This is a genomic window from Streptomyces sp. NPDC031100 (assembly GCF_055570785.1).
Genome location: NZ_JBVIGN010000001.1, coordinates 824666 through 850387, shown reverse-complemented (window position 1 = coordinate 850387; position 25722 = coordinate 824666). Strand labels below are relative to the sequence as shown.

General features: G+C 71.9%; 15 protein-coding genes, 3 tRNA genes and 1 pseudogene. 9 read left to right on the top strand and 10 right to left on the bottom strand.

Annotation, left to right across the window (positions count from 1 at the left end; genetic code table 11):
• Window positions 1-25 precede the first annotated feature (25 nt).
• Window positions 26-1675, bottom strand: a complete 1650-nt coding sequence (locus tag ACZ5DS_RS03920) for a M4 family metallopeptidase (RefSeq protein ID WP_468233630.1) — start codon at window positions 1673-1675, stop codon at window positions 26-28.
• A 140-nt stretch (window positions 1676-1815) separates the two neighbouring features.
• On the opposite strand from ACZ5DS_RS03920, the gene ACZ5DS_RS03915 reads away from it, so the two are divergent.
• The gene (locus tag ACZ5DS_RS03915) at window positions 1816-2247 is read left to right on the top strand and encodes a gamma-glutamylcyclotransferase family protein (protein WP_468233628.1); all 432 of its coding nucleotides are present in this window, start codon (window positions 1816-1818) and stop codon (window positions 2245-2247) included.
• Window positions 2248-2256: 9 nt separating this feature from the next.
• Here ACZ5DS_RS03915 and ACZ5DS_RS03910 read toward each other — a convergent pair whose 3' ends face one another.
• The 3 genes from ACZ5DS_RS03910 to ACZ5DS_RS03900 all read right to left on the bottom strand — a co-directional run bounded on the left by ACZ5DS_RS03910 (window position 2257) and on the right by ACZ5DS_RS03900 (window position 6085).
• Window positions 2257-3087 carry an arylamine N-acetyltransferase family protein gene (locus ACZ5DS_RS03910; protein ID WP_468233626.1) on the bottom strand — a complete coding sequence of 277 codons (831 nt, stop codon included), beginning with the start codon at window positions 3085-3087 and terminating at the stop codon, window positions 2257-2259.
• 57 nt (window positions 3088-3144) lie between these two features.
• Window positions 3145-5304 carry a molybdopterin oxidoreductase family protein gene (locus ACZ5DS_RS03905; protein WP_468233624.1) on the bottom strand — a complete coding sequence of 720 codons (2160 nt, stop codon included), beginning with the start codon at window positions 5302-5304 and terminating at the stop codon, window positions 3145-3147.
• A 103-nt stretch (window positions 5305-5407) separates the two neighbouring features.
• The gene (locus ACZ5DS_RS03900) at window positions 5408-6085 is read right to left on the bottom strand and encodes a SanA/YdcF family protein (protein WP_468233622.1); all 678 of its coding nucleotides are present in this window, start codon (window positions 6083-6085) and stop codon (window positions 5408-5410) included.
• Window positions 6086-6240: 155 nt separating this feature from the next.
• Between ACZ5DS_RS03900 and ACZ5DS_RS03895 the strand changes: the two genes are divergently transcribed.
• The 5 genes and pseudogenes from ACZ5DS_RS03895 to ACZ5DS_RS03875 all read left to right on the top strand — a co-directional run bounded on the left by ACZ5DS_RS03895 (window position 6241) and on the right by ACZ5DS_RS03875 (window position 13297).
• Window positions 6241-7095 (top strand): sirohydrochlorin chelatase, encoded by an 855-nt coding sequence (locus tag ACZ5DS_RS03895; RefSeq protein WP_468233620.1) that lies wholly within the window; start codon window positions 6241-6243, stop codon window positions 7093-7095.
• Window positions 7096-7240: 145 nt separating this feature from the next.
• Window positions 7241-8518, top strand: a complete 1278-nt coding sequence (locus ACZ5DS_RS03890) for a deoxyguanosinetriphosphate triphosphohydrolase (RefSeq protein ID WP_468233618.1) — start codon at window positions 7241-7243, stop codon at window positions 8516-8518.
• 104 nt (window positions 8519-8622) lie between these two features.
• On the top strand, window positions 8623-9888 hold the full coding sequence (locus tag ACZ5DS_RS03885) for an NAD(P)/FAD-dependent oxidoreductase (protein WP_468233616.1): 1266 nt from the start codon (window positions 8623-8625) through the stop codon (window positions 9886-9888).
• Window positions 9889-9926: 38 nt separating this feature from the next.
• Window positions 9927-11822 carry a DNA primase gene (gene dnaG / locus ACZ5DS_RS03880; RefSeq protein ID WP_468233614.1) on the top strand — a complete coding sequence of 632 codons (1896 nt, stop codon included), beginning with the start codon at window positions 9927-9929 and terminating at the stop codon, window positions 11820-11822.
• A 127-nt stretch (window positions 11823-11949) separates the two neighbouring features.
• A pseudogene (locus ACZ5DS_RS03875) lies at window positions 11950-13297 on the top strand (RNA polymerase sigma factor).
• 52 nt (window positions 13298-13349) lie between these two features.
• On the opposite strand, the gene ACZ5DS_RS03870 reads toward ACZ5DS_RS03875, so the two are convergent.
• The 4 genes from ACZ5DS_RS03870 to ACZ5DS_RS03855 form a co-directional block, all read right to left on the bottom strand.
• Window positions 13350-15278 (bottom strand): ABC transporter ATP-binding protein, encoded by a 1929-nt coding sequence (locus tag ACZ5DS_RS03870; RefSeq protein WP_468233612.1) that lies wholly within the window; start codon window positions 15276-15278, stop codon window positions 13350-13352.
• A complete protein-coding gene (locus ACZ5DS_RS03865) occupies window positions 15278-17011 on the bottom strand; it encodes an ABC transporter ATP-binding protein (protein WP_468233610.1) in 1734 nt (577 codons plus the stop codon). The genes ACZ5DS_RS03870 and ACZ5DS_RS03865 overlap by 1 nt, the downstream gene beginning before the upstream one ends.
• Window positions 17012-17143: 132 nt before the next feature.
• Complete coding sequence (locus tag ACZ5DS_RS03860; RefSeq protein ID WP_468233608.1) at window positions 17144-18595, bottom strand: FGGY family carbohydrate kinase; 1452 nt, start codon at window positions 18593-18595, stop codon at window positions 17144-17146.
• An 82-nt stretch (window positions 18596-18677) separates the two neighbouring features.
• Complete coding sequence (locus tag ACZ5DS_RS03855) at window positions 18678-18983, bottom strand: YtxH domain-containing protein (protein WP_468233606.1); 306 nt, start codon at window positions 18981-18983, stop codon at window positions 18678-18680.
• 159 nt (window positions 18984-19142) lie between these two features.
• Between ACZ5DS_RS03855 and ACZ5DS_RS03850 the strand changes: the two genes are divergently transcribed.
• The 3 genes from ACZ5DS_RS03850 to ACZ5DS_RS03840 all read left to right on the top strand — a co-directional run bounded on the left by ACZ5DS_RS03850 (window position 19143) and on the right by ACZ5DS_RS03840 (window position 19547).
• A tRNA-Asn gene (locus tag ACZ5DS_RS03850) sits at window positions 19143-19215 on the top strand.
• 6 nt (window positions 19216-19221) lie between these two features.
• Window positions 19222-19294, top strand: a tRNA-Asn gene (locus ACZ5DS_RS03845).
• Between the two features lie 176 nt (window positions 19295-19470).
• Window positions 19471-19547, top strand: a tRNA-Ile gene (locus ACZ5DS_RS03840).
• Between the two features lie 159 nt (window positions 19548-19706).
• On the opposite strand, the gene ACZ5DS_RS03835 is transcribed toward ACZ5DS_RS03840, so the two are convergent.
• Together ACZ5DS_RS03835 and ACZ5DS_RS03830 are read right to left on the bottom strand one after the other, a co-directional pair.
• The gene (locus ACZ5DS_RS03835; protein WP_468233604.1) at window positions 19707-21137 is read right to left on the bottom strand and encodes an esterase/lipase family protein; all 1431 of its coding nucleotides are present in this window, start codon (window positions 21135-21137) and stop codon (window positions 19707-19709) included.
• 23 nt (window positions 21138-21160) lie between these two features.
• Window positions 21161-25696, bottom strand: coding sequence for a peptidase C14 caspase catalytic subunit p20 (locus tag ACZ5DS_RS03830; RefSeq protein ID WP_468233602.1), 4536 nt, complete (start codon window positions 25694-25696; stop codon window positions 21161-21163).
• Window positions 25697-25722: the final 26 nt, after the last annotated feature.

The window sequence follows — 25722 nt, the reverse complement described above, 5'->3', positions numbered from 1 at the left end:
CCGCACAACGCGCATCAGAGCAGGTTCAGTTCACGTTCACCGCGCTCCAAGCCGCCCCCACTGCGTTGTACTCCGTGCCCCCCGCGCCGTAAAGATCCTTGGCCGCGTTCAGGGTGGCCGTGCGGGCGGCCTTGTAGTTCGTGGAGGACGTCATGTAGACCGTCAGTGCCCGGTACCAGATCTTGCCGACCTTGTCCCGGCCGATGCCGGTGACCGTCGAGCCGTTGTACGTCGGCGAGTCGTAGCTGACCCCGTTGATGGTCTTCGCGCCGCTGCCCTCCGCGAGCAGGTACGCGAAGTGGTTCGCGACGCCCGAGGAGTAGTGGACGTCCAGGTTGCCGACCGACGAGCTCCAGTAGTCCGCCGAGTTGCCGTCCTTGGACGGCTTGTCCATGAAGCGCAGGGCCGCCTTGCCGAAGCCGGGCTTCACGATCTTCTCGCCGATGAGGTAGTCGCCCTGGTCCGAGGGGTTGTTGGCGTACCACTCGACCATGGTGCCGAGGATGTCGGACGTGGCCTCGTTCAGGCCGCCGGACTCGCCCGAGTACGTCAGCGCCGCCGTCTTGGAGGTGACGCCGTGCGTCATCTCGTGCCCGGCCACGTCCAGCGCGACCAGCGGCCCGAAGGTGGTGCCGTCACCGTCGCCGTAGGTCATGCAGAAGCAACTGTCGTCCCAGAAGGCGTTGTTGTAGTTGCTGCCGTAGTGGACGCGGTTGTACGAGCCCTTGCCGTCGCCGGCGATGCCGCTGCGGCCGTGGACGTTCTTGTAGTAGTCCCAGGTCTCGTTGGTGCCGTACTGGGCGTCGACGGCGGCCGAGGCGCGGTCGGCGGTGGTGCCCGAGCCCCAGTGGTTGTCGGCGTCCGTGAACAGGGTCGCGGGGGCCCGGCTGAAGCAGATGCCGAAGAAGCACAGGTCGGTCTTGTTCTCCGCGTCACCGGTGTAGGTGTTGCCGCGGGTCGGGTCCTTGAGCTGGTACGTCGAGCCGGAGAGGGTGGTCTCAAGGGGGACCGTCCCGCCGTACAGCGACTTGCCGTCGCCGGTGGCCGTCTCGATGCTGTCCCAGGCGTCGATCTGGGCGCCGGTGCGGGCGTCGGTCAGCACGGTCCGGGCGACCGGGTTGCCGAGCGAGTCCTGGCCGACGGCGTTGGTCCGCCAGGCGAGCCTCGGCGCTCCGTGCAGGGCGTCGACGACCAGCTCGGGCTTGGCCCTGAGGTTCTTCAGGGCGTCACCGAGGTTGGCGGCGCGCAGGGCGTTCACCGCGAGGTCGGCGGCCTGGGGGCCCGACACCTTGGGGAGGATCGAGGACAGGGATATCGGGCTCCTGGTCGCCCGGTTGGCGCTGCGGTAGGCGCCGTTCGGGGCCAGGTGGACGACGAAGTCGCCGCCGAGCACCGGGAGTTGGTGGTAGGTGCGGTCGTAGCGGACGTGCTGGGTGCCGTCTCTGTCGACGATCACGTCCCGGACGCTGGTGTCCTGGGCGGCGGTGAGGCCCAGGCTCGCGGCCTGTGCCACGAGGGCGGAGGCCGCGTTCTCGACGGCGGAGGCCCGGGTCGGCCGGCCGTCGGCGTGGGCGGCGGGGGAGAGCGCGGCGGCCAGCAGGGTCGCGGTCGTGACGGCGACGCCGGCGGTGGCGAGACGACGGGTTCCTCGGACGTGCGGACGTATCCGACTCATCTGTCTCCTTGGGGAGGCGCCTTCGAGGCGTGGGGGCGGCGCACGGATGTCCCCAGTGATTTAAGGGGCCATGACATGTCATGTCCATAGCCCGTTCATGGAGATGTGTGGGGAGACGGAGGGGGTAGAGAATCGTTTCCGTGATCGCTTCGGAACCCCGAGACCCGCTGCCGTTCTTCGTCTACGGCACCCTCCGCCCCGGCGAGGCCAACCACGACCTGTTCCTGCGCGGCCGCACCCACACCGAGGAACCCGCCCGCCTGGCGGACGCGGCGCTCTACGACGGCCCCGGCTACCCCTACGCCGTCGAGGCACCCGGGGGAGCGGTCCACGGCGACCTGATCACCGCGCTCCCCGAGGCGTACGGCCGCCTGCTCGCGGAACTGGACCGGCTGGAGGAGTACGCCCCGGGCGACCCCGGCAACCTGTACGAGCGCGTCGCCCGGGACGTCGTACGCGCCGACGGCACCGCCGTCCGGGCCTGGGTCTACCTGGCCGCGCCGCGCGTCGCCGACCGACTGCGGGCCGAGGGACGGCCGATACCGGGTGGCGACTGGCCGGCCCGGCGCTGAGAGCCTGCGTCAGCCCAGCAGCCTGACCCCCTCGGGCACCACGATCCCGAACTCCTCCTCCACCACACGCCGCGCCTGCGTCTCCTCGGTCAGCCTGCGCTCGACCACCGTGCCGTCGGCGCGGGTCTCGACCAGCCGGGCGCCGTCGAGGGCGAGGTGCCGTTCGGGGGTGGTCCGCTGCAGGTAAGGGCGCTGGGTGAAGGGGGAGCGAGGGTTGGTGCCGACGTGCCAGTTGAACACCTCGAAGTCGGGCGCGGCGAACGGCTCCAGCGTGAACGCGTACTGACTCACCCAGTCCCGTGCCCGGCGGTCGTACGCCTGCAGCGCCCACAGGGCGAGCGGCCCGCCGTGCGGCAGGTGTACGAGCCGGTGCCGGCGCCCCGCGCCCTCGAACTCCTCGCCGACCCGCAGCGGCACCGGCTGGAGCAGCGCCCCGCCCGCGCCGAACCCGACGTCCGCGAGGTACGGCTGGGGATCACCCGGCACCGCCACCTTCAGCATCATGTGCGTACGTGGCCGGCTCTCCACGGTCTCGGCCCCCAGCACCACCCGCCCGGCCAGCCCGCCCACCCCGAGGCCGAGCGCCTCCAGGGCCAGCCTGAGCAGGGTGTTCTGCTCGTAGCAGTAGCCGCCCCGACGGCCGCGGACCAGCTTGGCCATCAGGTCGCCGGGCGCGAGCGACGGGGCCCGGCCGGACAGGGGTTCCAGGTTCTCGAAGGGGAGCGAGAAGGCGTGCGCCAGGTGCACACCCCGCAGGGTCGCCAGGTCGGCACGCCTGCCGCCCTCCCATCCGATGCGCTCCAGATAGGCGTCGAGGTCGAACTCCGCGATGTCGGACATGCCACGAAGCTACGCCGACTCGCCCCACCCCCACCGCGTCCCACGGTCGGAACCTGACTACTCCTGTGGTCCTACAGCCTCCACCCGCACCGCGCACGTCTTGAACTCCGGCATCTTCGAGGTCGGGTCCAGGGCGGGGTTCGTGAGGGTGTTGGCGCGGCCCTCGCCGGGCCAGTGGAAGGGCATGAAGACCGTGTCGGGGCGGATGGCGGTGGTGATCCGCGCGGGCGCCACGGCCCGGCCGCGCCGGGAGACGACCGCGAGCGGGTCGCCCTCGGCCGCCCCGAGCCGGGCCGCGAGGCGCGGGTGCACCTCCACGAACGGGCCGGGCGCGGCCGCGTTCAGCTCCGCCACCCGCCGCGTCTGCGCCCCCGACTGGTACTGCGAGACCACCCGGCCGGTCGTCAGCAGCAGCGGATAGTCCGCGTCCGGCTCCTCGGCGGCGGCCCGATGGGCCACGGCCGCGAACCGGGCCCGGCCGTCGGCGGTGGCGAACCGGTCGAGGAAGAGGCGGGGGGTCCCGGGGTGTACGGCGGTCCCGGCGTCCTGGGCCGGGTCGTCGGGGAGTGCGTCGAGCACCGCGTCCTCGCCGTCCTCGCCGGCCGCGCCCACGGTCGCCGGACACGGCCAGAACACCCCGTTCTCCTCCGCCAGCCGCCGGTAGGTGATCCCCGAGTAGTCCGCCGGACCACCCGCGCTCGCCCTGCGCAGCTCGTCGAAGACCTCCTCGGGGTCGGTCGGGAAGCCCTTCTCCACGCCCAGCCGGGCGGCCAGCTCGTGCAGCACGTACAGGTCGCTGTGGACGCCCGCCGGCGGGGCGACGGCCTGCCGGCGCAGCAGGACCCTGCCCTCCAGGCTGGTCGTCGTGCCCGACTCCTCAGCCCACTGGGTGACCGGCAGCACGACGTCCGCCAGCTCCGCCGTCTCCGACAGGACGACATCGCACACGGCCAGGAAGTCCAGCGAGCGCAGCCGCTCCTCGACGTGGGCCGCGCGCGGCGCCGACACCACCGGGTTGGACCCCATCAGCAGCAGCGAGCGGATGTCCGTGCCGAGCGCGTCCAGCAGCTCGTACGCGCTGCGTCCGGGACCGGGAAGGCGGTCCGGATCCACGCCCCAGACCCCGGCCACGTGCCGCCGCGCCGCCGGGTCGTCCAGCTTGCGGTAGCCGGGCAACTGGTCGGCCTTCTGGCCGTGTTCCCGGCCGCCCTGCCCGTTGCCCTGGCCCGTCAGGCAGCCGTACCCGGACAGCGGGCGGCCCGCGCGGCCGGTCGCCAGGCACAGGTTGATCCATGCGCCCACCGTGTCCGTCCCCTTGGACTGCTGCTCCGGCCCGCGTGCGGTGAGCACCATCGCCGCCTCCGGCTCGCAGAACAGCCGTACCGCCTCCCGCAGCTGCGGCACGGACACCCCCGTGATCCGCTCGACGTACTCCGGCCAGTGCGCCATCGCCGTCGCCCGGGCCTCCTCCCAGCCGGTCGTGCGCTTCCGGATGAAGTCCTCGTCGGTCCGGCCCTCGGCGACCACCAGGTGCAGCAGGCCGAGGGCGAGGGCGAGATCCGTCCCCGGGCGGGGCGCCAGGTGCAGGTCCGCCTGCTCGGCGGTCTTCGTCCGGCGCGGGTCGACGACGATCAGCGTGCCGCCGTTCTCCCGCAGCTCGCTGAAGAAGCGCAGCGACGGCGGCATGGTCTCGGCGAGGTTGGAGCCGACGAGGATCACGCACCCGCTTTTCGGGATGTCCTCCAGCGGGAACGGCAGCCCCCGGTCCAGACCGAACGCCTTCGTGCCGGCGGCCGCCGCCGACGACATGCAGAAGCGGCCGTTGTAGTCCATCTGCGAGGTGCCCAGCACCACCCGGGCGAACTTGCCGAGCGTGTACGCCTTCTCGTTCGTCAGCCCGCCCCCGCCGAACACCCCCAGCGCGTCGGGACCGTACCGCTCCCGCGTCGTCCCGAGCCGCTCGGCGATCAGGTCCAGCGCCTCCGCCCAGGAAGCGGGCTCCAGCCGGCCACCGGACCGCACCAGCGGCGAGGTCAGGCGAACGCTCGATGCCAGCACCGCGGCCGCCGTCCGCCCCTTGCCGCACAGCGCACCCCGGTTCACCGGGAAGTCCGCCCGCTCGGTCACCTCGACGCCCCCCTGCGGCAGGGGCGTGATGTTCATCCCGCACTGCAGGGCGCAGTACGGGCAGTGGGTGGGCGTCGAGGTGGTCTCCATGCGGACCAGCGTGCTTCGGGAGTGTTACGGCACGTGCTGGCTCCTTGTTACGCGACCGGGAAGCCGACCTCCCCGCCGCCGCCCGGCCGCCGTGAGGCCGAGGTCAGCCTCCCGCGGCGAGCGCCCGTGCCACCCCGGGCTCCCTCGGCCCCAGGAACGTCGGATCCGGATGGAACACCGCGTCCAGCGCCGCCTTGCCCGCCGCGAACACCTCGCGGGTGCCGCCGTAGTACCAGGTCGCATCGTGCTTGTCCTGGACCCCGACGCCGTACGAGTCCACCCCCGCCGCCCGGCACAGCGCCACGGCCCGCCGGATGTGGAAATCCTGGCTGATCAGCACCGCCCGGTCCACGCCGAAGATCTTCTTGGCCCGCACGCAGGAGTCCCAGGTGTCGAAGCCGGCGTAGTCGCTGACGATCCGCGCGTCCGGTACGCCGTGCCTGGTCAGATAGGTGCGCATCGCGTCCGGCTCGTCGTAGTCCTTGCGGCTGTTGTCCCCGGTGACCAGGACGACCCTGATCCGCCCGTCCCGGTACAGCTTCGCCGCCGCGTCCAGCCGGTGTGCGAGATACGGCGACGGCTCCCCGTCCCACAGCCCGGCCCCGAACACGACGGCGACACCGGTGTGCGGCGCGTCCGCCGTCGTCCGCAGCCGGTCCGCCGTCGACAGGAACAGCCAGGTGGCCGGCAGCAGCGCCAGCACACACCCGGCCATCACGGCCTGCACCAGCCGCCGCTGCCCGCTGCGGGTGCGCGGCAGCCGCGGTCGACGGATCTTCATACGGTCCCCCACGTGTTCGGTTTCCGACCATGGAGGACGCGAAGGAAACCGATCCGGTTCGCCTCACGCCACGTGGCCGCCCGCGGTGATGGTACGGAAAACGCCTGTGACGGCCCGGCAACGGGGGTGCAACGTCCCAGCGGCAGGATCCTTCCATGACGGCGTCGAACCCTCCTCGCGACGAGCCCCTCATCCACCTCGACAGCACGGCGCACCTCATGAACAGCATCAGCAGCCGACTCGCCGACCGGCTCCGGCTGGTCCCGCCGCCCGGACGCCGCCGCCCGGTCCCGCCCGCCCTGGTCCTGGTCGCCCACGGCAGCCGCGACCCGCGCGCGCTGCACACCGTCCGGGCCCTGATGGACCGGGTACGGCAGCTGCGCCCCGCCGTCCCCCTCCACCTGGGCCACATCGAGCTGAACGAGCCCCTGCTCCCCGACACCCTCGCCGCCCTGGGCGACACCTCCGCCGTCCTGGTCCCGCTGCTCCTCGGCCGGGGCTACCACGTCAAGCAGGACATCCCCGAGATGGCCGCCGCCGCGCCCGCCGACACCCGCACGGCCGCACCGCTCGGCCCGCACCCGCTCCTCGCGGAGGCCCTGCACGCCCGGCTGATCGAGTCCGGCTGGCCGACCCGGATGGACGGGCCCACGCGCCGCACGACCGCGGTCGTCCTCGCGGCAGCAGGCTCCCGCGACCCCGACTCGGCCACGGACACCCGCCGCACGGCCCGCCTCCTGTCCGACCGCCTGGGCGTGCCCGTCGTCCCCGCGTACGCCTCGGCGGCGACACCGACGGTCCCGACGGCGCTGCAGGCACTGGCGGCGCGCGGACGACACCGGGTGGCGATCGCGTCGTACTTCACGGCCCCGGGGCGCTTCGCGACGCAGTGCGCGGAGCAGGCCCCCTGGATAGCTTCGGCTCCCCTGGGAGCCCACGAGGCAATGGCCCGCCTGGTGCTCCACCGCTACGACCAGAGCGTCACAACACGGTCGACTGAAGCCGCCTAGGGGCGCGGGGCTGTATCGATGTGCGGCTCCGCCGCGTGGGCGCGACCAGCCCCAACGCACCCGCACCCGCCAAATGACAGAACCCGGCGGACGACTAGGCGCCCGGCACCCCCCAATTGTCACTGCCGACGCTTACTGTCGAATCATGGAAGGCACCGCACACGCAAACACCGCCTACGACCCGACGTCAGTCGACCGCTGGGCCCCCGAACCAGACAAACGCCCAGGCCGCACCGCCTTCCAACGCGACCGCGCCCGCATCCTGCACTCCGCGGCCCTACGACGCCTCGCAGGCAAGACCCAGGTGGTCACCCCGGGCACCCGCAGCCAGGCATGGGACGCCAGCCCCCGGACACGGCTGACCCACTCCCTGGAGTGCGCCCAGGTCGGCCGCGAGCTCGGCGCAGCCCTCGGCTGCGACCCCGACCTGGTGGAAGCAGCCTGCCTCTCGCACGACCTGGGTCACCCACCCTTCGGCCACAACGGCGAAGTCGCGCTGAACGAGTTCGCCGACGACTGCGGCGGCTTCGAGGGCAACGCCCAGTCCCTCAGACTCCTCACCCGCATCGAGCCCAAGCGCTTCACCCCCGAGGGCTCCGTCGGCCTCAACCTCACCCGCGCCGCCCTGGACGCCGCCACCAAGTACCCCTGGTCGCGCGGCGCCCACCCCACCGACCCGGAGTCCAGGAAGTTCGGCGTGTACGAGGACGACCGCCCGGTGTTCGACTGGGTCCGCAAGACCGCCCCCGGCACCCGGACCTGCTTCGAGGCCCAGGTCATGGACTGGTCGGACGACGTGGCCTACTCGGTGCACGACGTCGAGGACGGCCTGCACGCCGGCCACATCGACCCCAACTGCCTGCAGGCGGAGCCCGAGCGCCAGGCGGTGTTCGAGGTCGCCATCGGCCGGTACGTCCCGGCGGACACCGACCCGGCCGAACTCGCCGCCGCCCTCGACCGCCTCCAGGACGAGGAGTGGTGGCCGCACGGCTACGACGGCACGGCGGTCGCCCAGGCCCGCCTCAAGGACGCCACCAGCCAGCTCATCGGCCGGTTCTGCCTGGCCGCCGAGACCGCCACCCGCGCCGCGTACGGCACCGGCCGGCTCACCCGCTACGGCGCCGAACTCGTCGTACCCCGCGAGACCCGCATGGAGTGCGCGGTGCTCAAGGCGGTCGCCGACCGGTACGTCATGCAGCGCGCCGAGCAGGAGCGGCTGCGCGCCGACCAGCGGGTGGTCGTCGCCGAACTGGCCGAGGCGCTCACCGCCCGCGCGCCGGAGGGCCTGGACCCGCAGTTCCGGGCGCTGTTCGACCAGGCACCCGACGACAGCGCCCGCAAGCGGGTGATCGTCGATCAGATCGCCTCCCTCACCGACGCCTCCGCACGCTCACTGCACGAGAGACTGACCGGGCATATGTGAAAGGAAAGTGACCCTGGGTGGCCTGATCGGGTCACCCCCTCTTCCCGCATCACGCTGCGTGCGGGACGCTCGCATATGGCGGCACCCTTAAGAGGAGGCATCAAGTGGTCGACGCGGATCAGACATTCGTCATCGTCGGAGGCGGTCTCGCCGGCGCGAAGGCGGCCGAGACGCTCCGGTCGGAGGGCTTCACCGGCCGGGTGATACTGATCTGCGACGAACGCGACCAACCGTACGAGCGCCCGCCGCTGTCCAAGGGGTACCTGCTCGGCAAGGAGGAGCGCGACAGCGTCTTCGTGCACGAGCCGGCCTGGTACGCGCAGAACGACATCGAGCTGCACCTCGGCCAGACCGTCGACCGGATCGACCGTGCCGAGAAGACCGTGCGCTTCGGCGACGACGGCACCCTCGTCCACTACGACAAGCTCCTTCTGGCCACCGGCGCGGAGCCCCGCCGCCTGGACATCCCCGGCACCGGCCTGGCGGGCGTCCACCATCTGCGCCGCCTCGCCCACGCCGAGCGCCTCAAGGGCGTCCTCACCGCGCTCGGCCGGGACAACGGGCACATCGTGATCGCGGGCGCCGGCTGGATCGGACTGGAGGTCGCGGCGGCGGCCCGCGAGTACGGCGCCGAGGTCACCGTGATCGAGCCGCTGCCGACCCCGCTGCACGGCGTCCTCGGCCCGGAGCTCGGCAGCGTCTTCGGCGAGCTGCACCGCGAGCACGGCGTCCGCTTCCGCTTCGGCGTCCGGCTCACCGAGATCGTCGGCCAGGACGGCATGGTCCTCGCGGTGCGCACGGACGACGGCGAGGAGCACCCGGCGCACGCCGTCCTGGCGGCCATCGGCGCGGCGCCGCGCACGGGCCTGGCCGAGGCGGCGGGGCTGGAGATCGCGGACCGGGCGCACGGGGGCGGTGTCGTCGTGGACGAACGGCTGCGCACCTCCGACCCGGACATCTTCGCGGCCGGTGACGTCGCCGCGTTCCCGCTGGCGCTCTTCGGCACCCGGCTCCGGGTCGAGCACTGGGCCAACGCCCTCAACGGCGGCCCGGCCGCCGCCCGCGCGATGCTCGGCAAGGACGTCACCTACGACCGCGTGCCCTACTTCTTCACCGACCAGTACGACCTGGGGATGGAGTACAGCGGCTGGGCGCCCCCGGGGTCGTACGACGAGGTGGTGATCCGCGGTGACGCGGGCAAGCGGGAGTTCATCGCGTTCTGGGTGAAGGAGGGGAGGGTGCTGGCCGGGATGAACGTGAACGTGTGGGATGTCACAGAGCCGATCCAGAACCTCATCCGCTCCCAGGCCCAGGTGAACACGGAGGCCCTGGCGGACCCGCACGTGCCTCTGGAGACCCTCACCTCCTGAGCACCAGGGCTGTCGGTCCACCCCCGTAGAATCACCTCGTGGCAGGACGGATCAACGACGAGGACGTGAAGGCGGTACGGGACGCGGTCCCGATCGACGCCGTGGTCTCCGAGTACCTCCAGCTGCGCAACGCCGGTGGCGGAAACCTCAAGGGGCTGTGCCCCTTCCACGACGAGAAGTCGCCGTCCTTCCAGGTCAGCCCGAGCAAGGGACTCTTCCACTGCTTCGGCTGCCAGGAGGGCGGCGACACCATCACCTTCGTGATGAAGGTGGACCACCTCTCCTTCTCGGAGGCGGTCGAGCGCCTGGCGGCCCAGGCCGGCATCACGCTGCGCTACGAGGAGGGCGGGTACAACCCGGCCCACCAGCGCGGCGAGCGCATCCGCCTGGTCGAGGCCCACAAGATCGCCGCCCAGTGGTACGAGGAGCAGCTCGCCACCGTCCCCGAGGCCGAGACCGGCCGGATCTTCCTCGCCGAGCGCGGTTTCGACCAGGCCGCCGCCGTCCACTTCGGCGTCGGCTACAGCCCCCAGGGCTGGGACCACCTGACCCGGTACCTGCGCGGCAAGGGCTTCACGGACAAGGAGCTGGTCCTCTCCGGCCTCTCCCAGGAGGGCCGCCGCGGCCCCATCGACCGCTTCCGCGGCCGCCTGATGTGGCCGATCCGCGACATCGGCGGCGAGGTCGTCGGCTTCGGCGCCCGCAAGCTGTACGAGGCGGACAACGGCCCGAAGTACCTGAACACGCCCGAGACGGCGATCTACAAGAAGTCCCAGGTCCTGTACGGCATCGACCTCGCCAAGCAGCACATCGCCAAGGCCAGCCGCGCGGTCGTCGTCGAGGGCTACACGGACGTCATGGCCTGCCATCTGGCGGGCGTGACGACGGCCATCGCCACCTGCGGTACGGCCTTCGGCGGCGACCACATCAAGATCCTGCGCCGGCTGCTGATGGACAACGGCTCGGCCCGGGTGATCTTCACCTTCGACGGCGACGCGGCCGGCCAGAAGGCGGCCCTGCGCGCCTTCGAGGACGACCAGAAGTTCGCCGCCGAGACGTACATCGCGATCGCGCCCGACGGCATGGACCCCTGCGACCTGCGCCTGGCCAAGGGCGACGAGGCGGTCGCCGACCTGGTCGAACCGCGCACCCCGCTCTTCGAGTTCGCGCTCCGCCAGATCGTGGGCCGCTACGACCTCGACACCCCGGCCGGCCGCGCCGGCGCCCTCGACGAGGCCGCGCCGGTCGTCGCCCGCATCAAGAACAGCGGCGCCCAGCACGAGGTCGCCGTCCAACTCGCTGGCATGCTCGGCATCCTCGACACCCAGTTCGTGGTCAAGCGCGTCGCCCAGCTGGCCCGGTGGGCCCGCGAGCGCGGCGGCAAGGGACCGGCCCCGGCGGGCCCACAGCCGTACCAGGCCGCGCCCCGGCCTGCGGCCACCGGCCCCGCCCTCCAGCTCCGCAACCCCGTCTACGCCACCGAGCGCGAACTCCTCAAGCTCGCCCTGCAGCGCCCCGAGCTGGTCTCCCCGGCCTTCGACGCCTACGGCATCGACGAGTTCACGGCGGCCCCCTACGCCGCCGTACGCCAGGCGATCATGGAAACGGGCGGTGCGGAGTCCGGCCCGCAGGACCCGCAGGACTACCTGGTGCGCGTCCGCGACGCGGCCCCGGACGACACGGTCCGCGCGATGGTCACCGAACTCGCGGTCGAGCCGATCATGCGCCGGACGGTCGACGAGGTGTACGCGGGCACGGTCCTGGTCCAGGTCCGCCGCCGTGCGGTGGAGCGCCGCGTCCGTGACATCCAGTCCCAGATGGCCCGCCTCTCCGCAGGCGGCGACCCGGCCCAGCTGGCCGCCGTACAGAACGAGTTGTGGGTCCTCCAGCAGTACGACCAGGCGCTACGGGAGCACGGGGCCGCCGCCCTCTGACGATCCGCGTCGTACAGGTCCTCGCCCTGGGCGCAGGAGTCGTCCACGGCACCGGAGTTTCCGGCCCCGATAACCAGCCGGTCACGGACCGGACGCAAAAAGTCACCGCAAGCCCCTCGTGGCGGCGATGTGTCTTACCCCACACTGGGGGCGGTGCCCGAGTCCCTGGGGCCCGCCGACAGGCCCCAGGAGCGCAGGCCGTCGACTCTCCGCTCCCGAAGTACCGCTGCCGCACACCTGGAGCAGCGATCATCCTGGAGGTCGCCCCCGTGCAGACCCAGACCCTCACCCAGACCGACAGCAGCACCAGCACCACCGCCGACGAGCCGGACGCGGAGTCCGACGTCCTCGTGGCCGTGCCCCCGCAGGGCCGCGCCCCCCGCCACCCGGAGTCGACCCCCGGGACAACCCCGGAGGCGGGCCGAGGGGCGGTCCCCGACGCGGCCGTCGAGCCGGCGGAGCCGCCTGCCGAGGCGCTGACGGAGGACCCCGACGCGCCCGACGCGCCGGAGGAGGCCGCCGAGCCCGTCGAGGCGCCGGCCGCCGCCCGCGCCGACACCGCCGGGCCCTCCTCGGACCTGTTCCGCCAGTACCTGCGCGAGATCGGCCGCATCCCGCTGCTCACCGCCGCCGAGGAGGTCGAACTCGCCCGCCGCGTCGAGGCCGGGCTGTTCGCCGAGGAGAGGCTGAGCACCGCTCCCGACCTGGACAGCCAGCTCGCCCTCGACCTGGACCGGCTCGTCGTCATGGGCCGGATGGCCAAGCGCCGTCTCATCGAGGCCAACCTGCGGCTCGTGGTCTCCGTCGCCAAGCGGTACATCGGCCGCGGCCTGACCATGCTCGACCTGGTCCAGGAGGGCAACCTCGGGCTCATCCGGGCCGTGGAGAAGTTCGACTACGCCCGCGGCTACAAGTTCTCCACCTACGCCACCTGGTGGATCCGGCAGGCCATGTCCCGGGCCCTGGCCGACCAGGCCCGCACCATACGCGTCCCCGTGCACGTCGTGGAACTGATCAACCGGGTCGTCCGCGTCCAGCGCCGCATGCTCCAGGAACGCGGCTACGAGCCGACGCCCGAAGAGGTCGCCGCCCACCTCGACCTGCCGCCCGAGCGCGTCTCCGAGGTGCTGCGACTCGCCCAGGAGCCGGTGTCCCTGCACGCCCCGGTCGGCGAGGAGGACGACGTCGCCCTCGGCGACCTCATCGAGGACGGCGACGCCGCGAGCCCCGTGGAGTCGGCCGCGTTCCTCCTCCTCAGGGAGCATCTGGAGGCCGTCCTGTCCACGTTGGGCGAACGCGAGCGCAAGGTGGTCCAACTCCGCTACGGCCTCATCGACGGCCGCCCCCGCACCCTGGAGGAGATAGGCCGCCTGTTCGGCGTGACCCGGGAACGGATCCGGCAGATCGAGTCGAAGACCCTGAACAAACTCAGGGACCATGCCTTCGCCGATCAACTGCGGGGATACCTGGACTGACCAGGGGTCGCCCATCCCATGGTGAGCGACCCCCCCGAGGACCACGCGCGGGTCAGTCGACCTCAGCGACCGCCTGCGCGAACTGGGCCTTGTACAGCCGCGCGTACGCCCCGTCCGCCTCCAGCAGCTCCGCGTGCGCGCCCTGTTCGACGATCGACCCGTTCTCCATGACGAGAATCGTGTCGGCGTCCCGAATCGTCGACAGCCGGTGCGCGATGACGAACGAGGTCCGCCCGTCGGCGAGTTTGGCCATCGCCTTCTGGATCAGCACCTCGGTACGGGTGTCGACGGAGCTGGTCGCCTCGTCCAGCACCAGGATCGTCGGATCGGACAGGAACGCCCGCGCGATGGTGATGAGCTGCTTCTCACCGGCGCTGACCCCCGTGCCCTCGTCGTCGATCATGGTGTCGTACCCCTCGGGGAGGGTGCGGATGAACCGGTCCGCGTGGGCCGCCCGCGCCGCCTCCTCGATCTCGCCCCGGGTGACCTCGCGCGAGGCGCCGTACGCGATGTTGTCCGCGATGGACCCGCCGAACAGCCAGGTGTCCTGGAGCACCATGCCGATCCCGGCCCGCAGTTCGTCCCGGGACATCTTCCGGATGTCCACGCCGTCGAGGGTGATGCGCCCGCCGGAGACGTCGTAGAACCGCATCAGCAGGTTGACCAGGGTGGTCTTGCCCGCACCGGTCGGGCCGACGATCGCCACCGTGTGCCCGGGCCGCACCGTCAGCGACAGGTCCTCGATCAGCGGCTTCTCCGGGTCGTACCGGAAGGACACGCCCTCCAGCGCCACCCGCCCGCGCAGCTCGGCCGGCCGCTCGCCCGGCACCGGATCCGCCTCCTGCTCCTCCGCGTCCAGGAGTTCGAAGATCCGCTCGGCCGAGGCGACGCCCGACTGCACCAGGTTCGCCATCGACGCGACCTGCGTCAGCGGCATCGAGAACTGCCGCGAGTACTGGATGAAGGCCTGGACGTCACCGATGGACAGCGCGCCCGACGCGACCCGGAGGCCGCCGACGACCGCCACCAGCACGTAGTTCAGGTTCGACACGAACATCATCAGCGGCTGCATCACCCCGCTGTTGAACTGCGCCCTGAACCCGGCCTCGTACAGCGCCTCGTTCTGCTCGGCGAACTGCTTCGCCGACTCCTCCTGCCGGCCGAACACCTTCACCAGGGTGTGCCCGGTGTACATCTCCTCGACGTGCGCGTTCAGCTTGCCGGTGGTGCGCCACTGCTGCACGAAGTGCGGCTGCGACCGCTTGCCGACCCGGGTGGCGACCACGAACGACAGCGGCACCGTCACCAGCGCGACCAGCGCCAGGATCCAGGAGACGTAGAACATCATCGCGAGCACGCCGATGATGGTCAGCACCGAGTTGATCAGCTGGCCCATCGACTGCTGCAGCGTCTGCCCGATGTTGTCGATGTCGTTGGTGGCCCGGGAGAGCACCTCGCCGCGCTGGCGCTTGTCGAAGTACGACAGCGGCAGCCGGGACAGCTTCGCCTGCACGTCCTCGCGCATCCGGTACATCGTGCGGTTCACGGCCCGGTTGACCAGCCGGGTGGCGACCGCCATCAGCAGACCGGCGACCAGGAAGGTGCCGAGCGCGAGCAGCAGGACGTTCCCGACGGCATCGAAGTCGATGCCCTTGCCGGGGGTGAAGTCGGTGCTCTGCAGCATGTCCGCGACGGTGCCCCGGCCGTGCTCGCGCATCGACTGGAGCACCTGCTCCTTGGAGGCCCCGGACGGCATCTGCCGGCCGATGATGCCGGCGAACACCAGGTCGGTGGCCCGGCCGAGGATCTTCGGGCCGATGACGTTCAGGGCCACACTGAGGAACGTGCACAGCAGCAGGATGTAGAGGGTGACCCGCTCGGGTTTGAACTGGGCGACGAGCCGCTTGCCCGACCCCTTGAAGTCCATCGAGCGCTGGTCGGGGCCGCCCCCGGCCATCATGCGTCCCATGGGCCCGGCCATCAGGCAGCCTCCGCTTCCGTGAGCTGGGAGAGCACGATCTCCCGGTACGTCTCGTTGGTCGCCATCAGCTCGTGGTGCCGGCCGGTGCCGACCACCCGGCCCTCGTCCAGGACGACGATGCGGTCCGCGTCCCGGATGGTCGCCACCCGCTGGGCGACGATGACGACGGTCGCCTCGGCGGTCTCCTCGGAGAGCGCGGAGCGCAGCGCCGCGTCCGTCGCGTAGTCGAGTGCGGAGAAGGAGTCGTCGAAGAGGTAGATCTCCGGGCGCTGCACGAGCGTGCGGGCGATGGCGAGCCGCTGGCGCTGACCGCCGGAGACGTTGATGCCGCCCTGTGCGATCGGGGCGTTCAGCCCGCCCTCCAGCTTCTGCACGAAGCCCTTGGCCTGCGCCACCTCCAGCGCGTGCCACAGTTCCTCGTCGGTGGCGTCCGGGTTGCCGTAGCGCAGGTTGGTCGCGACCGTCCCCGCGAACAGGTACGGCTTCTGCGGCACGAGCCCGACGGTCTTCGCGAGCAGCAGCGGCTCGACCTCCTGGACGTTCACCCCGTCCACCAGGACCTCGCCCTCGGTGGCGTCGAACAGCCGCGGGACCAGCCCGAGCAGCGTCGACTTGCCGCTGCCGGTCGAGCCGATCACGGCGGTCGTCTCACCCGGCCGGGCCACCACGTCGATGCCCTTCAGCACCGGCTCCTCGGCACCCGGATAGCGGAAGCCGGCGGCCCGGATCTCCAGATGCCCGTGCCGGCGCAGCTCGACGACCGGCGAGAGCGGCGGGACCACGCTCGAGTCGGTGTCCAGGACCTCCTCGATGCGCTCGGCGCACACCTCGGCGCGCGGCACCATCATGAACATGAAGGTGGCCATCATCACCGACATGACGATCTGCATCAGATAGGCGAGGAACGCGGTCAGGTCGCCGATCCGCATCCCGCCGCTGTCGATGCGGTGCGCGCCGAACCACACGACCGCGATCGACGACAGGTTCACGACGGTCATGACGATCGGGAACATCAGCGCGAGCATCCGGCCGGTGGCCAGCTGCATCTCGGTCAGCTCGCTGTTCGCCTTCTCGAACCGGCCCTGCTCGTACTCGTCCCGGACGAAGGCGCGGATCACCCGGTTGCCGGTGATCTGCTCGCGCAGCACCCGGTTCACCGTGTCCAGCCGTTCCTGCATGGCCCGGAACAGCGGCCGCAGCCGGCGCACGATCAGCGCAACGGCGATGCCGAGCACGGGAACGACGGCGACGAGCACCGCCGACAGCGGAACGTCCAGGCCCAGCGCCAGCACGATCCCGCCGACACACATGATGGGCGCCGACACCATCAGGGTGAACGTCATCAGGGCCAGCATCTGGACCTGCTGTACGTCGTTCGTCGTACGGGTGATGAGCGAGGGCGCCCCGAAGTGACCCATCTCACGAGCGGAGAAAGCCTGCACCCGGTCGAAGACGGCGCCGCGCACGTCCCGGCCGAGCGCGGAGGCGGTCCGGGCGCCGTAGCACACGGCACCGATGTTGCAGACGACCTGCGCCAGGGAGATGCCGATCATCAGGGCGCCGAACGACAGGATGTAACCCGTGTCGCCCTTCACGACACCGTTGTCGATGATGTGCGCGTTGAGGGTGGGCAGGTAGAGGGTGGCGCAGGTCTGCAGGAACTGCAGCAGCACCAGAAGGGCTATGGGTTTCTTGTAGGGCCTGAGATAGGTCCGCAGAAGTCGTATGAGCACGCTACGTCTCTCGAAGTCGGCGATGAGGGCTGGTCGGTGTGCCCTTGGCCCCTATCGTCGGACACTCCACCCGTGTTACCTCAACCGATTAACCCAACAGCGGCACGCGTACGGCCTTGCAGGTTTGAGGTGTTATGGGCGAAACGCACCCGGGTGGGTCTGCTCCCGCACCGACACGAACTGCTGCCGTACGGCCTGACCCACGGCCAGCTCGTCGCCCGGCTCCAGGACCTGCGCGGCCGCGCCCTGCCAGGCCGGCGGGGTGCGCGGGTCGAGTGTGCCCTGCGACACACCGAGCGCCCAGGCGGCCTGCCGGGCCGCACCGATCGCCGCGTAGTCGGCGGGCTGCGGTACGACGACCTGCACACCGAACAGCGAGGGCGCCGCGCTCTGCACGGCGGGCAGCTCGGCGGCCGCGCCCAGCAGGAAGATCCGCCGCACGTCCACGCCCCGCCCGCGCAGCACGTCCAGCGCGTCGGCGAGCCCGCACAGCATGCCCTCGAACGCGGCCCGCGCCAGATGCTCCGGCTTCATCGACTCGCGCCGCAGCCCGGCGAGCGTCCCCGCGGTGTGCGGCAGATGCGGCGTCCGCTCCCCTTCCAGATAGGGGAGCAGGACCAGCCCATGGGCCCCCGGCGTCGACTTCATCGCCAGGTCGGACAGGCTCTCCAGATCCGGCAGGCCGAGGAGTTCGGCGGTGCCGCGCAGGGTGCGTACGGCGTTCAGGGTGGTGACGACCGGCAGGTGCATGCCGGTGGCGTCGGCGAGGGAGGTGATCATCCCGGCCTGATCGGCGAGCGCCTCCGGGTGCACGGCCATCACGGACCCGGAGGCCCCGAGCGACACCACGGCGTCCCCGAGCCCGATCCCGAGCCCGAACGCGGCGGCCATGGTCTCCCCGGTCCCGGCGGAGATCAGCAGCCCCTCCGGGGTCGTACCGGCCGCGTCCGACGGGCCGATCACCTCGGGCAGCATCGCCTGGTGGCCGAGCGCCAGCTCGACCAGGTCCGGCCGGTAGCCGCCGGTGGCGGCGGACCAGTACCCGGTGCCGGAGGCCCCGCCACGGTCCGTGGTCCTTCTGACCGGCCGCCCGAGCAGCTGCCACACCAGCCAGTCGTGGGCCTGCAGCAGTACGGCCGTACGCAGCGCGTTCTCGGGTTCGTTCTTCGCGAGCCAGCGCAGCTTGGTGACCGGCTGCGCGGCCTGCGGCACACAGCCGACCGCCTGCGCCCAGGCCTCCCGGCCGCCCAGCGCGTCGACCAGGTCGGCCGCCGCGACCTGCGCCCGCTTGTCGCCGCCGACCAGCGCCGGCCGCACGGTGTTGCCCTGCGCGTCCAGCGGGATCAGCGCGTTCTGCTGCGCGGAGACACCGATGGCCTGCACACCCTCCAGCAGGCCGCCCCCCGCGGCCTCGCCCAGGGACAGCAGCCAGGCCTGCGGATCCACGTCGCTGGGCCGGGCCCCGTCCGCAGCCTCCACCGGATGCGGGGCATACCCCTGCCTGAGCACGGCTCCCGTGTCCGCGTCACAGACCACGATGCGCGTGAAATCGGGCGAGCTGTCCAATCCGGCGACTATCCCCATGACCGGAATTCTGCCGTATCGCGGCGCTTGCTTTGGCCGTGGGCGCCGTGCGAGTTGCCGGACTTTGCGGGTGCGGGTGCGGCTACGTGTTGCTCGTGCCCCAGTCGTCCTCCGGGAAGCCGTCGGTGTTGCGTTCGCGCAGGGAGCGGACGCGTTGGGTCACCGCGTCGGGGACGTGGTCGCCGACCTTGTGGGTGACCGTGTGGAAGGCCTTGCCGGCGTAGACGCGGCCCTGCTGGGCGGCGGTCTCGGCGGTGTTCCGGACGGCGGGGTTCTGCGCGAGCCGGCGAGCGGACTTCTTCAGCTGCTCGTAGCGCTCCCGTCCGGCCCTCGTGCCGAGTACGTAACCGAGGGCCAGTCCGGCGACGAATGTGAGCCGGTAGCGCATGGCTGCCACCCTTCCCTTGGGGTCGGTCTCTGGTGCGGCGTCGGGACCAGGGGATACCGATTGGCGGAGCACCCCCCTGCTTGCGCTAATGTATGTGTCGCAGCGAGCGGCCGCCCCCTGGTGAACACCCAGGTGGGTACGTTCGATGCAACGAGGCGATCCTCCGTAGCTCAATTGGCAGAGCAGCCGGCTGTTAACCGGCAGGTTACTGGTTCGAGTCCAGTCGGGGGAGCTTCGGTCCTCCGTAGCTCAATTGGCAGAGCAGCCGGCTGTTAACCGGCAGGTTACTGGTTCGAGTCCAGTCGGGGGAGCAGGCCGAACGAGGACCCTTCGGGGTCCTTTTTCATGTCCGCGGGAACCACGGTGCCCGCGCCGAAGTCCTCAAGGTCAGGAAGCCGCTCAGAAGCCGACCATCCGAAGCAGGAGATCGTATGAGCGGCTATGCTGCGGCAGACGGCGCGCACACTTGTACGCGACACGCCGCTATGGGGCGGTAGCTCAGCCGGTTAGAGCAGCGGACTCATAATCCGTCGGCCGTGGGTTCGAGTCCCACCCGCCCCACCAGACACTGCAGGCGCAGAAGCGTTTCTACCTGCGGAGACGTAGAAAAGGGGCCGCCACGCCGAGCGTGGCGGCCCTCCTTCACTCGCTCAGACCAAGATCCAGGGGACGCGGGGGACACAGGGGTGGCCGGGACCCTCACCCGTCCCGGAGCGGGATCGTTCACGCTTCTACGAGTGTGACCACCTCCCGGCACACCATGCGGGGCCGCTCGGACAGCACCTCCAGCACCCAGGTCCCGGGGCCGCCCTCCAGCTCCGCCCGGAGGCCGCCCGCGCCGTCGGAGACGAAGGGGACCGGCTCCCCGTACGGAACCCCGTCCTGGCGCAGCACCGCCCGCAGGTTCCGGTCGTCCAGCCCGGTCCCGGAGGCCAGCACCTCGAAGGGCTCTCCGGCGGCCGCGCACTCGGGGACCTCCAGGCCGAACTCCTCGTCGGCGGCGAGCATGTCACTGGCCGGACGGCCCTCCCTGATGACGGCGAGCTGGTGGCCCACCGCGCCGCCGCCCGCCATGTCCGCGTGACGGTAGCCGTTCCAGATCCCGTCCTCCTTGTAGTCGAGCGCCCAGCCGGCGAAGGCGGACTCCTGCGGCACGGTCCCGTCACCGGACCAGGGACGGCTCGCATCCAGCTCCGTGGTGAACCGCAGTCCGTCGGGCGAGACTTCGACGCCGTGCACCGTCGGGTGCGCCATGCCTCCCAGGCAGTGCACCCGGTACGGCAGCCGGCCGCCGGCGTCGCCGCGGCGGTTCGCGTCGCGTGCCTCCTCGAACTCCCGGTGGAAGGCGAAGGCGTCGTCGACCACGGCCGTGGGCAGGTCGGGCACCGGGTGACGGCGGTCGGCGAGCGTACGACGACGGCTCTTGCCCGGGATCGTGACCGCCTCGTACACCGGCAGGAGCTGCCCCACGGAGGGCAGGGTGAGGGCGAGTTCGCGCAGTGCCTCGTTCACCACGCGGCCGATCGCGCCGGTGCCCGCGCGGCGCAGCCGGCCGTCGCCGGCGACCGGCCCGACCCCGTGGCCGGTCAGGAACCGGACGGCCTTGCCGGCGCCCCGGTGCGGTGTACCCAGCGTGACCAGCGTGCGCGCCGTCTCCCTGCCGCCCAGGCACTCCAGGTAGTAGCGGCCGATCAGACCCCCCATCGAGTGGCAGATCAGAATGACCTTCGGCTCGTCCGGGCGGTCCGGGTAGTGCAGGTCGACCTGCTCGTGCCACCGGGAGAGTTCACGCCCGATCCGTTCCTTCAGGTCCTGGGCGGTCAGCCGGTTGGAGAGCCGCCAGTCGTAGGCGAAGGGGACGTACTGGCCCTCGGCCAGGTCGCCGAGCGTCGCCCGGACGTCCGGGTAGCCCAGGCAGGAGAGCAGCCCGGGCATGGCATCCGGGGACTTGAGCAGTCCCTCCGCGACGAGTCGGTGATCCCCCTCGGGACGGTCGTTGCCGATGCCCGGCGGCAGGGCGAAGCCCGCGAGTGCCCGCCCGGGGTGCCGGAGCTGGAACAGAGCCTGCCTGGACTGGTTCCAGACGTCCCTTCCGTCCCTGGTCAGTCGGCTGCCGAGGATCCCGGGTACGAACACCACGAGGTCGTGCTTCACTACGTTTTCCTCCGTCATGTGTCTCAGGACAGGTCTGACGTACTGTCACCGTTTCCGAAGAAGGCGTGGGGCAACCGGATCAGGTCGCAGCGGTGGTCTCCCTGGAGCGCCACCACCAGGCCCTCCGGGTCCGGGGCGGCGTCCGCGACCTGCACGGTGTAACCGCGCAAGGGGACTCCGTCGCCCTGGAGCCACCTCCCGGCCTGCACATCCCACACGGCCGGCGCCCTGCGTGCGTCGCACACCAGCAGCAGCGGCCGCTCCGGCGCACCGCAGAAGACCAGCGAGGTCACGTCCCGCACCCCGCCCGGCAGCACCGTCCGCTTCTGGCCTCCGCCGGAGAACTCGGCCACCTTGACGGTCCCGGTGTCCACCCACGCCAGCAGCGGCAAGGACTCCTCGTCGTCCGGGTCGTAGAGCTCGCCCAGCACGACACGGGTGGCCTGGGCGTCGTCGTCACGGCCGGGCAGTGCGACGCGTGCGGCGATCTCCAGCCGTCCTTCCCGGTGTTCCCACAGCAGCAGTTCGTCACCGAGGTCGGCGGCCAGCCACATCGTTCGGTCCCGCATGGCCCGGGCGTCGACCGCGACGGAGCGCACCCCCGCCGGGACCGGCTCGCCGTGGCGCCAGTCCCGGGAGCCGTCGAGAGGCATCTCCGCGTGATCGATGCGCTGCCCGTCCGGCGCGTAGACGCGCAGGCTCCCGGCGGTGCGGTCGACGAGCAGGCCGAGGGCAGGAACCCGGTCCCCGGCGTCCCCGCCGAGCCCCAGATCATGAACGGCCCGGACGCACAGATCCTCCGACAGGCGCCACAGCCGTACGGTCCGCTGCGCCGCGGCGACCACGATCCAGGCGTCGTCGCAGCGCACCGCCCGGACGGCGGTCACCAGTGCCACATGACCGAGGACCCTGGCCGGCGCGTCGGCCGGGGCTCCGGGGCCGGGCCGCGACACGAGGATCTGGTCGCCCCACACCCGGCACAGCAGCGGCCGCCCCTCCGGCGCCCCCGCCAGGGCGACGAGCGGCTTCTGGTCGTGGGCGCGCCTGGGCATGCCGTGCCCGGACGAGATCGCGGGTCCCACCTCCAGCATCCGGATGTCCGGACCGTCGGCCACAGCCAGTACTCCCTGTCCGCCGGGCTCGAAGGCCATCGCCCCGTCCCGCGGCGCGCTCAGCCGGAACCGCGCCTCGGGCGGCGGATCCTCGGTGGTCGGGACATGGGCCGTGAGGTTCAGGACGCGGACCGTGAGGTTCTCCTGTGCGGCCAGGAGCATGTCGCCGTGGTGGTGTCCGAAGGCCAGTCCTCGCGCCGGGGAGTCGAACGACCACATCAGGTCCACCACGGGCGGGGCGGACGGTGCCCGGTCGTCCGTCGCGCACCGCCAGACCCGGACCTGGCTGCCGTCCGCGACCGCGAGCCAGCCGTGCCGCCTGCTCCCCTCCCCGTCAGCCGCGCCCGGCGGTTGCGGCGCCGCCGCGGCGGCCATCGCGGGCTCCGTGAGTTCGCCCAGGTCCACCCCCTCGGGCAACAGGCCGGCCGATCTGCTGACTCCCCGGTCGACCTCGTACAACACGGCTCTCTGCCCCACCGTCAGAGCGAACAGACGGGAACCCATCGCGAGTGCCGCCAGACTCCGGGTGTCCGACATGCGGATGTCCACCAGGCTCTCGTCCCCGCGGTGCATGCCACCGCGGCCCCAGCGCCAGACCCACACATGCCGGCCGTCGGCCGCCAGGACGACGGTGTCCCTGGTCCGTTCGGCAGCGGCGAGGGTGCGCACCGCGCCGCCCCAGTGGTAGACGTACTCGGGCAGCCGCGAGCCGGACCGCCAGAAGTAGAGGGCCCGGTCGTCCCGGGCGACGGTGGTCCAGTGCGGCCCGCTGCCCACCTCCCGTACCTCGGTGAGCGCCTCGCCCCGGTCCCGGCCCGCCCCCTGCGTGCGGCGCGTGAGCAGCCGTCTGCCCGACTCCGGGTGCAGCACCACGATCTCGCCCCGGCCCCCGGCGGCCAGCGTGTCCCCGGACAACAGCTCCGCCGCCCCCGCGCCGCCGCGCCAGCTCAGCGTCATCGCCCCGCCCAGCGGAGCCGGCCGGCGCCACTCGACCGGGTCCGGCAGCATGTCCGTCCAGTACTCCTGCCACGGCAGGAAGCCGTCGATCCGCTCCAGGACCGGATACGACCGCTCGCGGTGGCTCACGAACGCGGTCGCCCGCAAGAGGGCCTTGCGGGTCGTCGGGTCCGCAAAGTCACGGAAGGCGTCCCCCACGCGCCCGTACAGGGCCGCCCCGTCGCAGTCCCGGGCGAGCGTGGACGCCAGCGGCAGCATGACGTCCGGACTGGTCCGCAGCAGGAACTCCACGTCGTCGAAGAGCGCGCGCAGCTCCTCCGTGCCCACCTGGGCAGCGTGCGCGCCCAGATACTGCAGCGTGTAGGCGTCCGCGTCGGCCCAGCCGTCCCCGGCCCGCGCGCGAAGCGCCGTCACCACCTTGCGGTGGGCCTGCGATGCGTCGAGGCGGGCCTGCCGCAGGAAGTAGGCGCCGTAACTGGGGTGGGCCAGGTGATAGGCGGTGTCCTCGGTGTCGGGTGCGGGCTGGGCGGAGACGATGCCGCCCTCCGCGCTCAGCCCCACGCGCCTCAGCTCCCCGGCCGTCAGCTCGGGACTGCCCTCGTCGCGCAACGCGTTGGCGAGCACCAGCCACGGCCCGCGCCGGGACAGGCCGCGCCCCTGGACGACGGCCAGCGGACGCAGCAGCTCCGCCGCGCGCTCCGCGCCCCGCTGGGCGGTGAGATGGCCCACCTCCTCGGCGAGGCGCTCGCTCAGGTCCATCCCTCCCTCGCTCATCCAGCCGGTGAGTTCCGCCTCGGTCACGGCGCGCGGCCGCCGGGCGAGTTCCCGGGCGGTGAGCAGGGCCACCAGGAACGAGCCGTGGCTCTCGGCGGCGACGAGCCGGGCGATCCAGTCGCGCTCGTCCAGGTGTTCCTCACCGTGGTAGGGGGAGCCCGCGCCGGCGAGGACCGACGCGGCCATGCCCGCGATGCTCTCCCTCGCCTCCTCGTCGTCCCCCAGGACCAGCGGGGCGACGCTCTGGTCCAGCGCGTCCAGCAGCGTCTCCTCCAGGACGTGCACGGTGGTACGGCGCCGGGGCTGCGGGCGCGTGCCGACGACCACCCGGACGCCCCACAGCGCGGAGAGCGGGTTCAGCAGATGCCGTGCGATGTCGTGCCCCTGCTCCGGCATCGCCTCGTCCAGGGCGTCGAAGAGCAGGTTCAGGGAGCCCGCCCGCTGGACGAGTTCGTCCACCGCGGCGCAGAGCTGCGCCGGGGCGACCCCTCCCTCCGGAACCGGGTCCATCCCCTCGAGCCGGGACAGCACCTGCCACAGCGCCGCGGTGAGCGAGTGCAGCGACTGTCCCCGGCAGGACAGGGCCGCGTGCACCGTTCCCGTCCTCGGCAGGGTCGAGGGCAGCAACTCCTCCGGTCCGACGGCGTCACGCCACTCCGGGAGCGAGGTCAGGGCGAGCCGGCCGAGCAGGGCCGTCTTGCCGGTGCCCGCGGGCCCGGTCACCGCCAGCAGCCCCTTGGGATGGGTGTCCATCCAGCGCACCACCCGGCCGAGGGCCCGCTGCCGTCCGGCGAAGTGCCGCATGAGGTGGCTGTCGTCCTCCAGGCCGAACTGCTCGGCACCGAGCCACGGTTTCCGGCCGCGCAGGACCGCGGGGGTGTAGATCCTGCGGTTCCCGGCGACGAAGTAGGGGTTGTCCAGGAAGCTGTTGGGCAGCGACCGCACCTCGGTGTGGCCCGGGCGCTGGGCCGGTTCGTCCAGGCCGGAGGCCGCGGCCGCCGCGTCGACGGCCTCGATCAGGTACGGAACGGGCAGGTAGAGCGCGGCGGGGTCGAAGGGGCGGGCGTGATCCGCCGCGACGAAGTCCGGTGCCGCGAGGACGTCCTCCAGCCATCTCACCCAGCGTCCGTCGGGCACGGACGCGTCGATCCCGGACGTGCCGATGACGACGAAGCCGGTTCTTCGGTTCCTGCGTGCCCAGTCCACGCTGTCCCGGTCCGCCGACAGGGCCCGGTCCAGCGCCGCGGAAAGGTGACCGTGGGAGAAGCAGGCGTCGACGACGAACAGCGTGTCCGCCTCGCAGCCCGGTCGCAGCAGCCGGTCCACGAGGTCCGTCAGGGCGATCGCCCGTTCCGGGTCGAAGGCGCCGTCCGCGTAGGAGTCCTCGCAGGCGAGGTAGTAGCCCTCGCGGCCCTTGTCGATCCCGTGGCCCGTCCAGTAGAGGATCTTCCGGTCGGCCTCATGGGCGAGAAAGCTTTCGAGCCCCTCCCAGAGCCGCCGACGGGTGGCACCCTCCTCGTCGATGCGGACGCTCTGCCCGAACCCCAGCCTGCTGCGGGCGACTTCGGCGAACCGGCGGCGCACATCCGCCACGTTGCGCAGATCCGCCAGCAGGGGATGGCTTCCGGCGGGATGGGTGTACCGGGACACCGCGACCGTACCTGCGAGAGTGGAGACGCGCCGCTCGGATCGGATCAACGCCAGGTGCTCGACCACGTCACGTTCGTATCATGTCCCCGTCT

Bases quoted from the DNA above. Each gene is read 5' to 3' on its own strand.
- ACZ5DS_RS03895 (WP_468233620.1), top strand. From the start codon at position 6,241: ATGACGGCGTCGAACCCTCCTCGCGACGAGCCCCTCATCCACCTCGAC.
- ACZ5DS_RS03920 (WP_468233630.1), bottom strand. From the start codon at position 1,675: ATGAGTCGGATACGTCCGCACGTCCGAGGAACCCGTCGTCTCGCCACC.
- ACZ5DS_RS03860 (WP_468233608.1), bottom strand. From the start codon at position 18,595: ATGGGGATAGTCGCCGGATTGGACAGCTCGCCCGATTTCACGCGCATC.
- ACZ5DS_RS03910 (WP_468233626.1), bottom strand. From the start codon at position 3,087: ATGTCCGACATCGCGGAGTTCGACCTCGACGCCTATCTGGAGCGCATC.
- ACZ5DS_RS03890 (WP_468233618.1), top strand. From the start codon at position 7,241: ATGGAAGGCACCGCACACGCAAACACCGCCTACGACCCGACGTCAGTC.
- ACZ5DS_RS03870 (WP_468233612.1), bottom strand. From the start codon at position 15,278: ATGGCCGGGCCCATGGGACGCATGATGGCCGGGGGCGGCCCCGACCAG.
- ACZ5DS_RS03855 (WP_468233606.1), bottom strand. From the start codon at position 18,983: ATGCGCTACCGGCTCACATTCGTCGCCGGACTGGCCCTCGGTTACGTA.
- ACZ5DS_RS03900 (WP_468233622.1), bottom strand. From the start codon at position 6,085: ATGAAGATCCGTCGACCGCGGCTGCCGCGCACCCGCAGCGGGCAGCGG.
- ACZ5DS_RS03905 (WP_468233624.1), bottom strand. From the start codon at position 5,304: ATGGAGACCACCTCGACGCCCACCCACTGCCCGTACTGCGCCCTGCAG.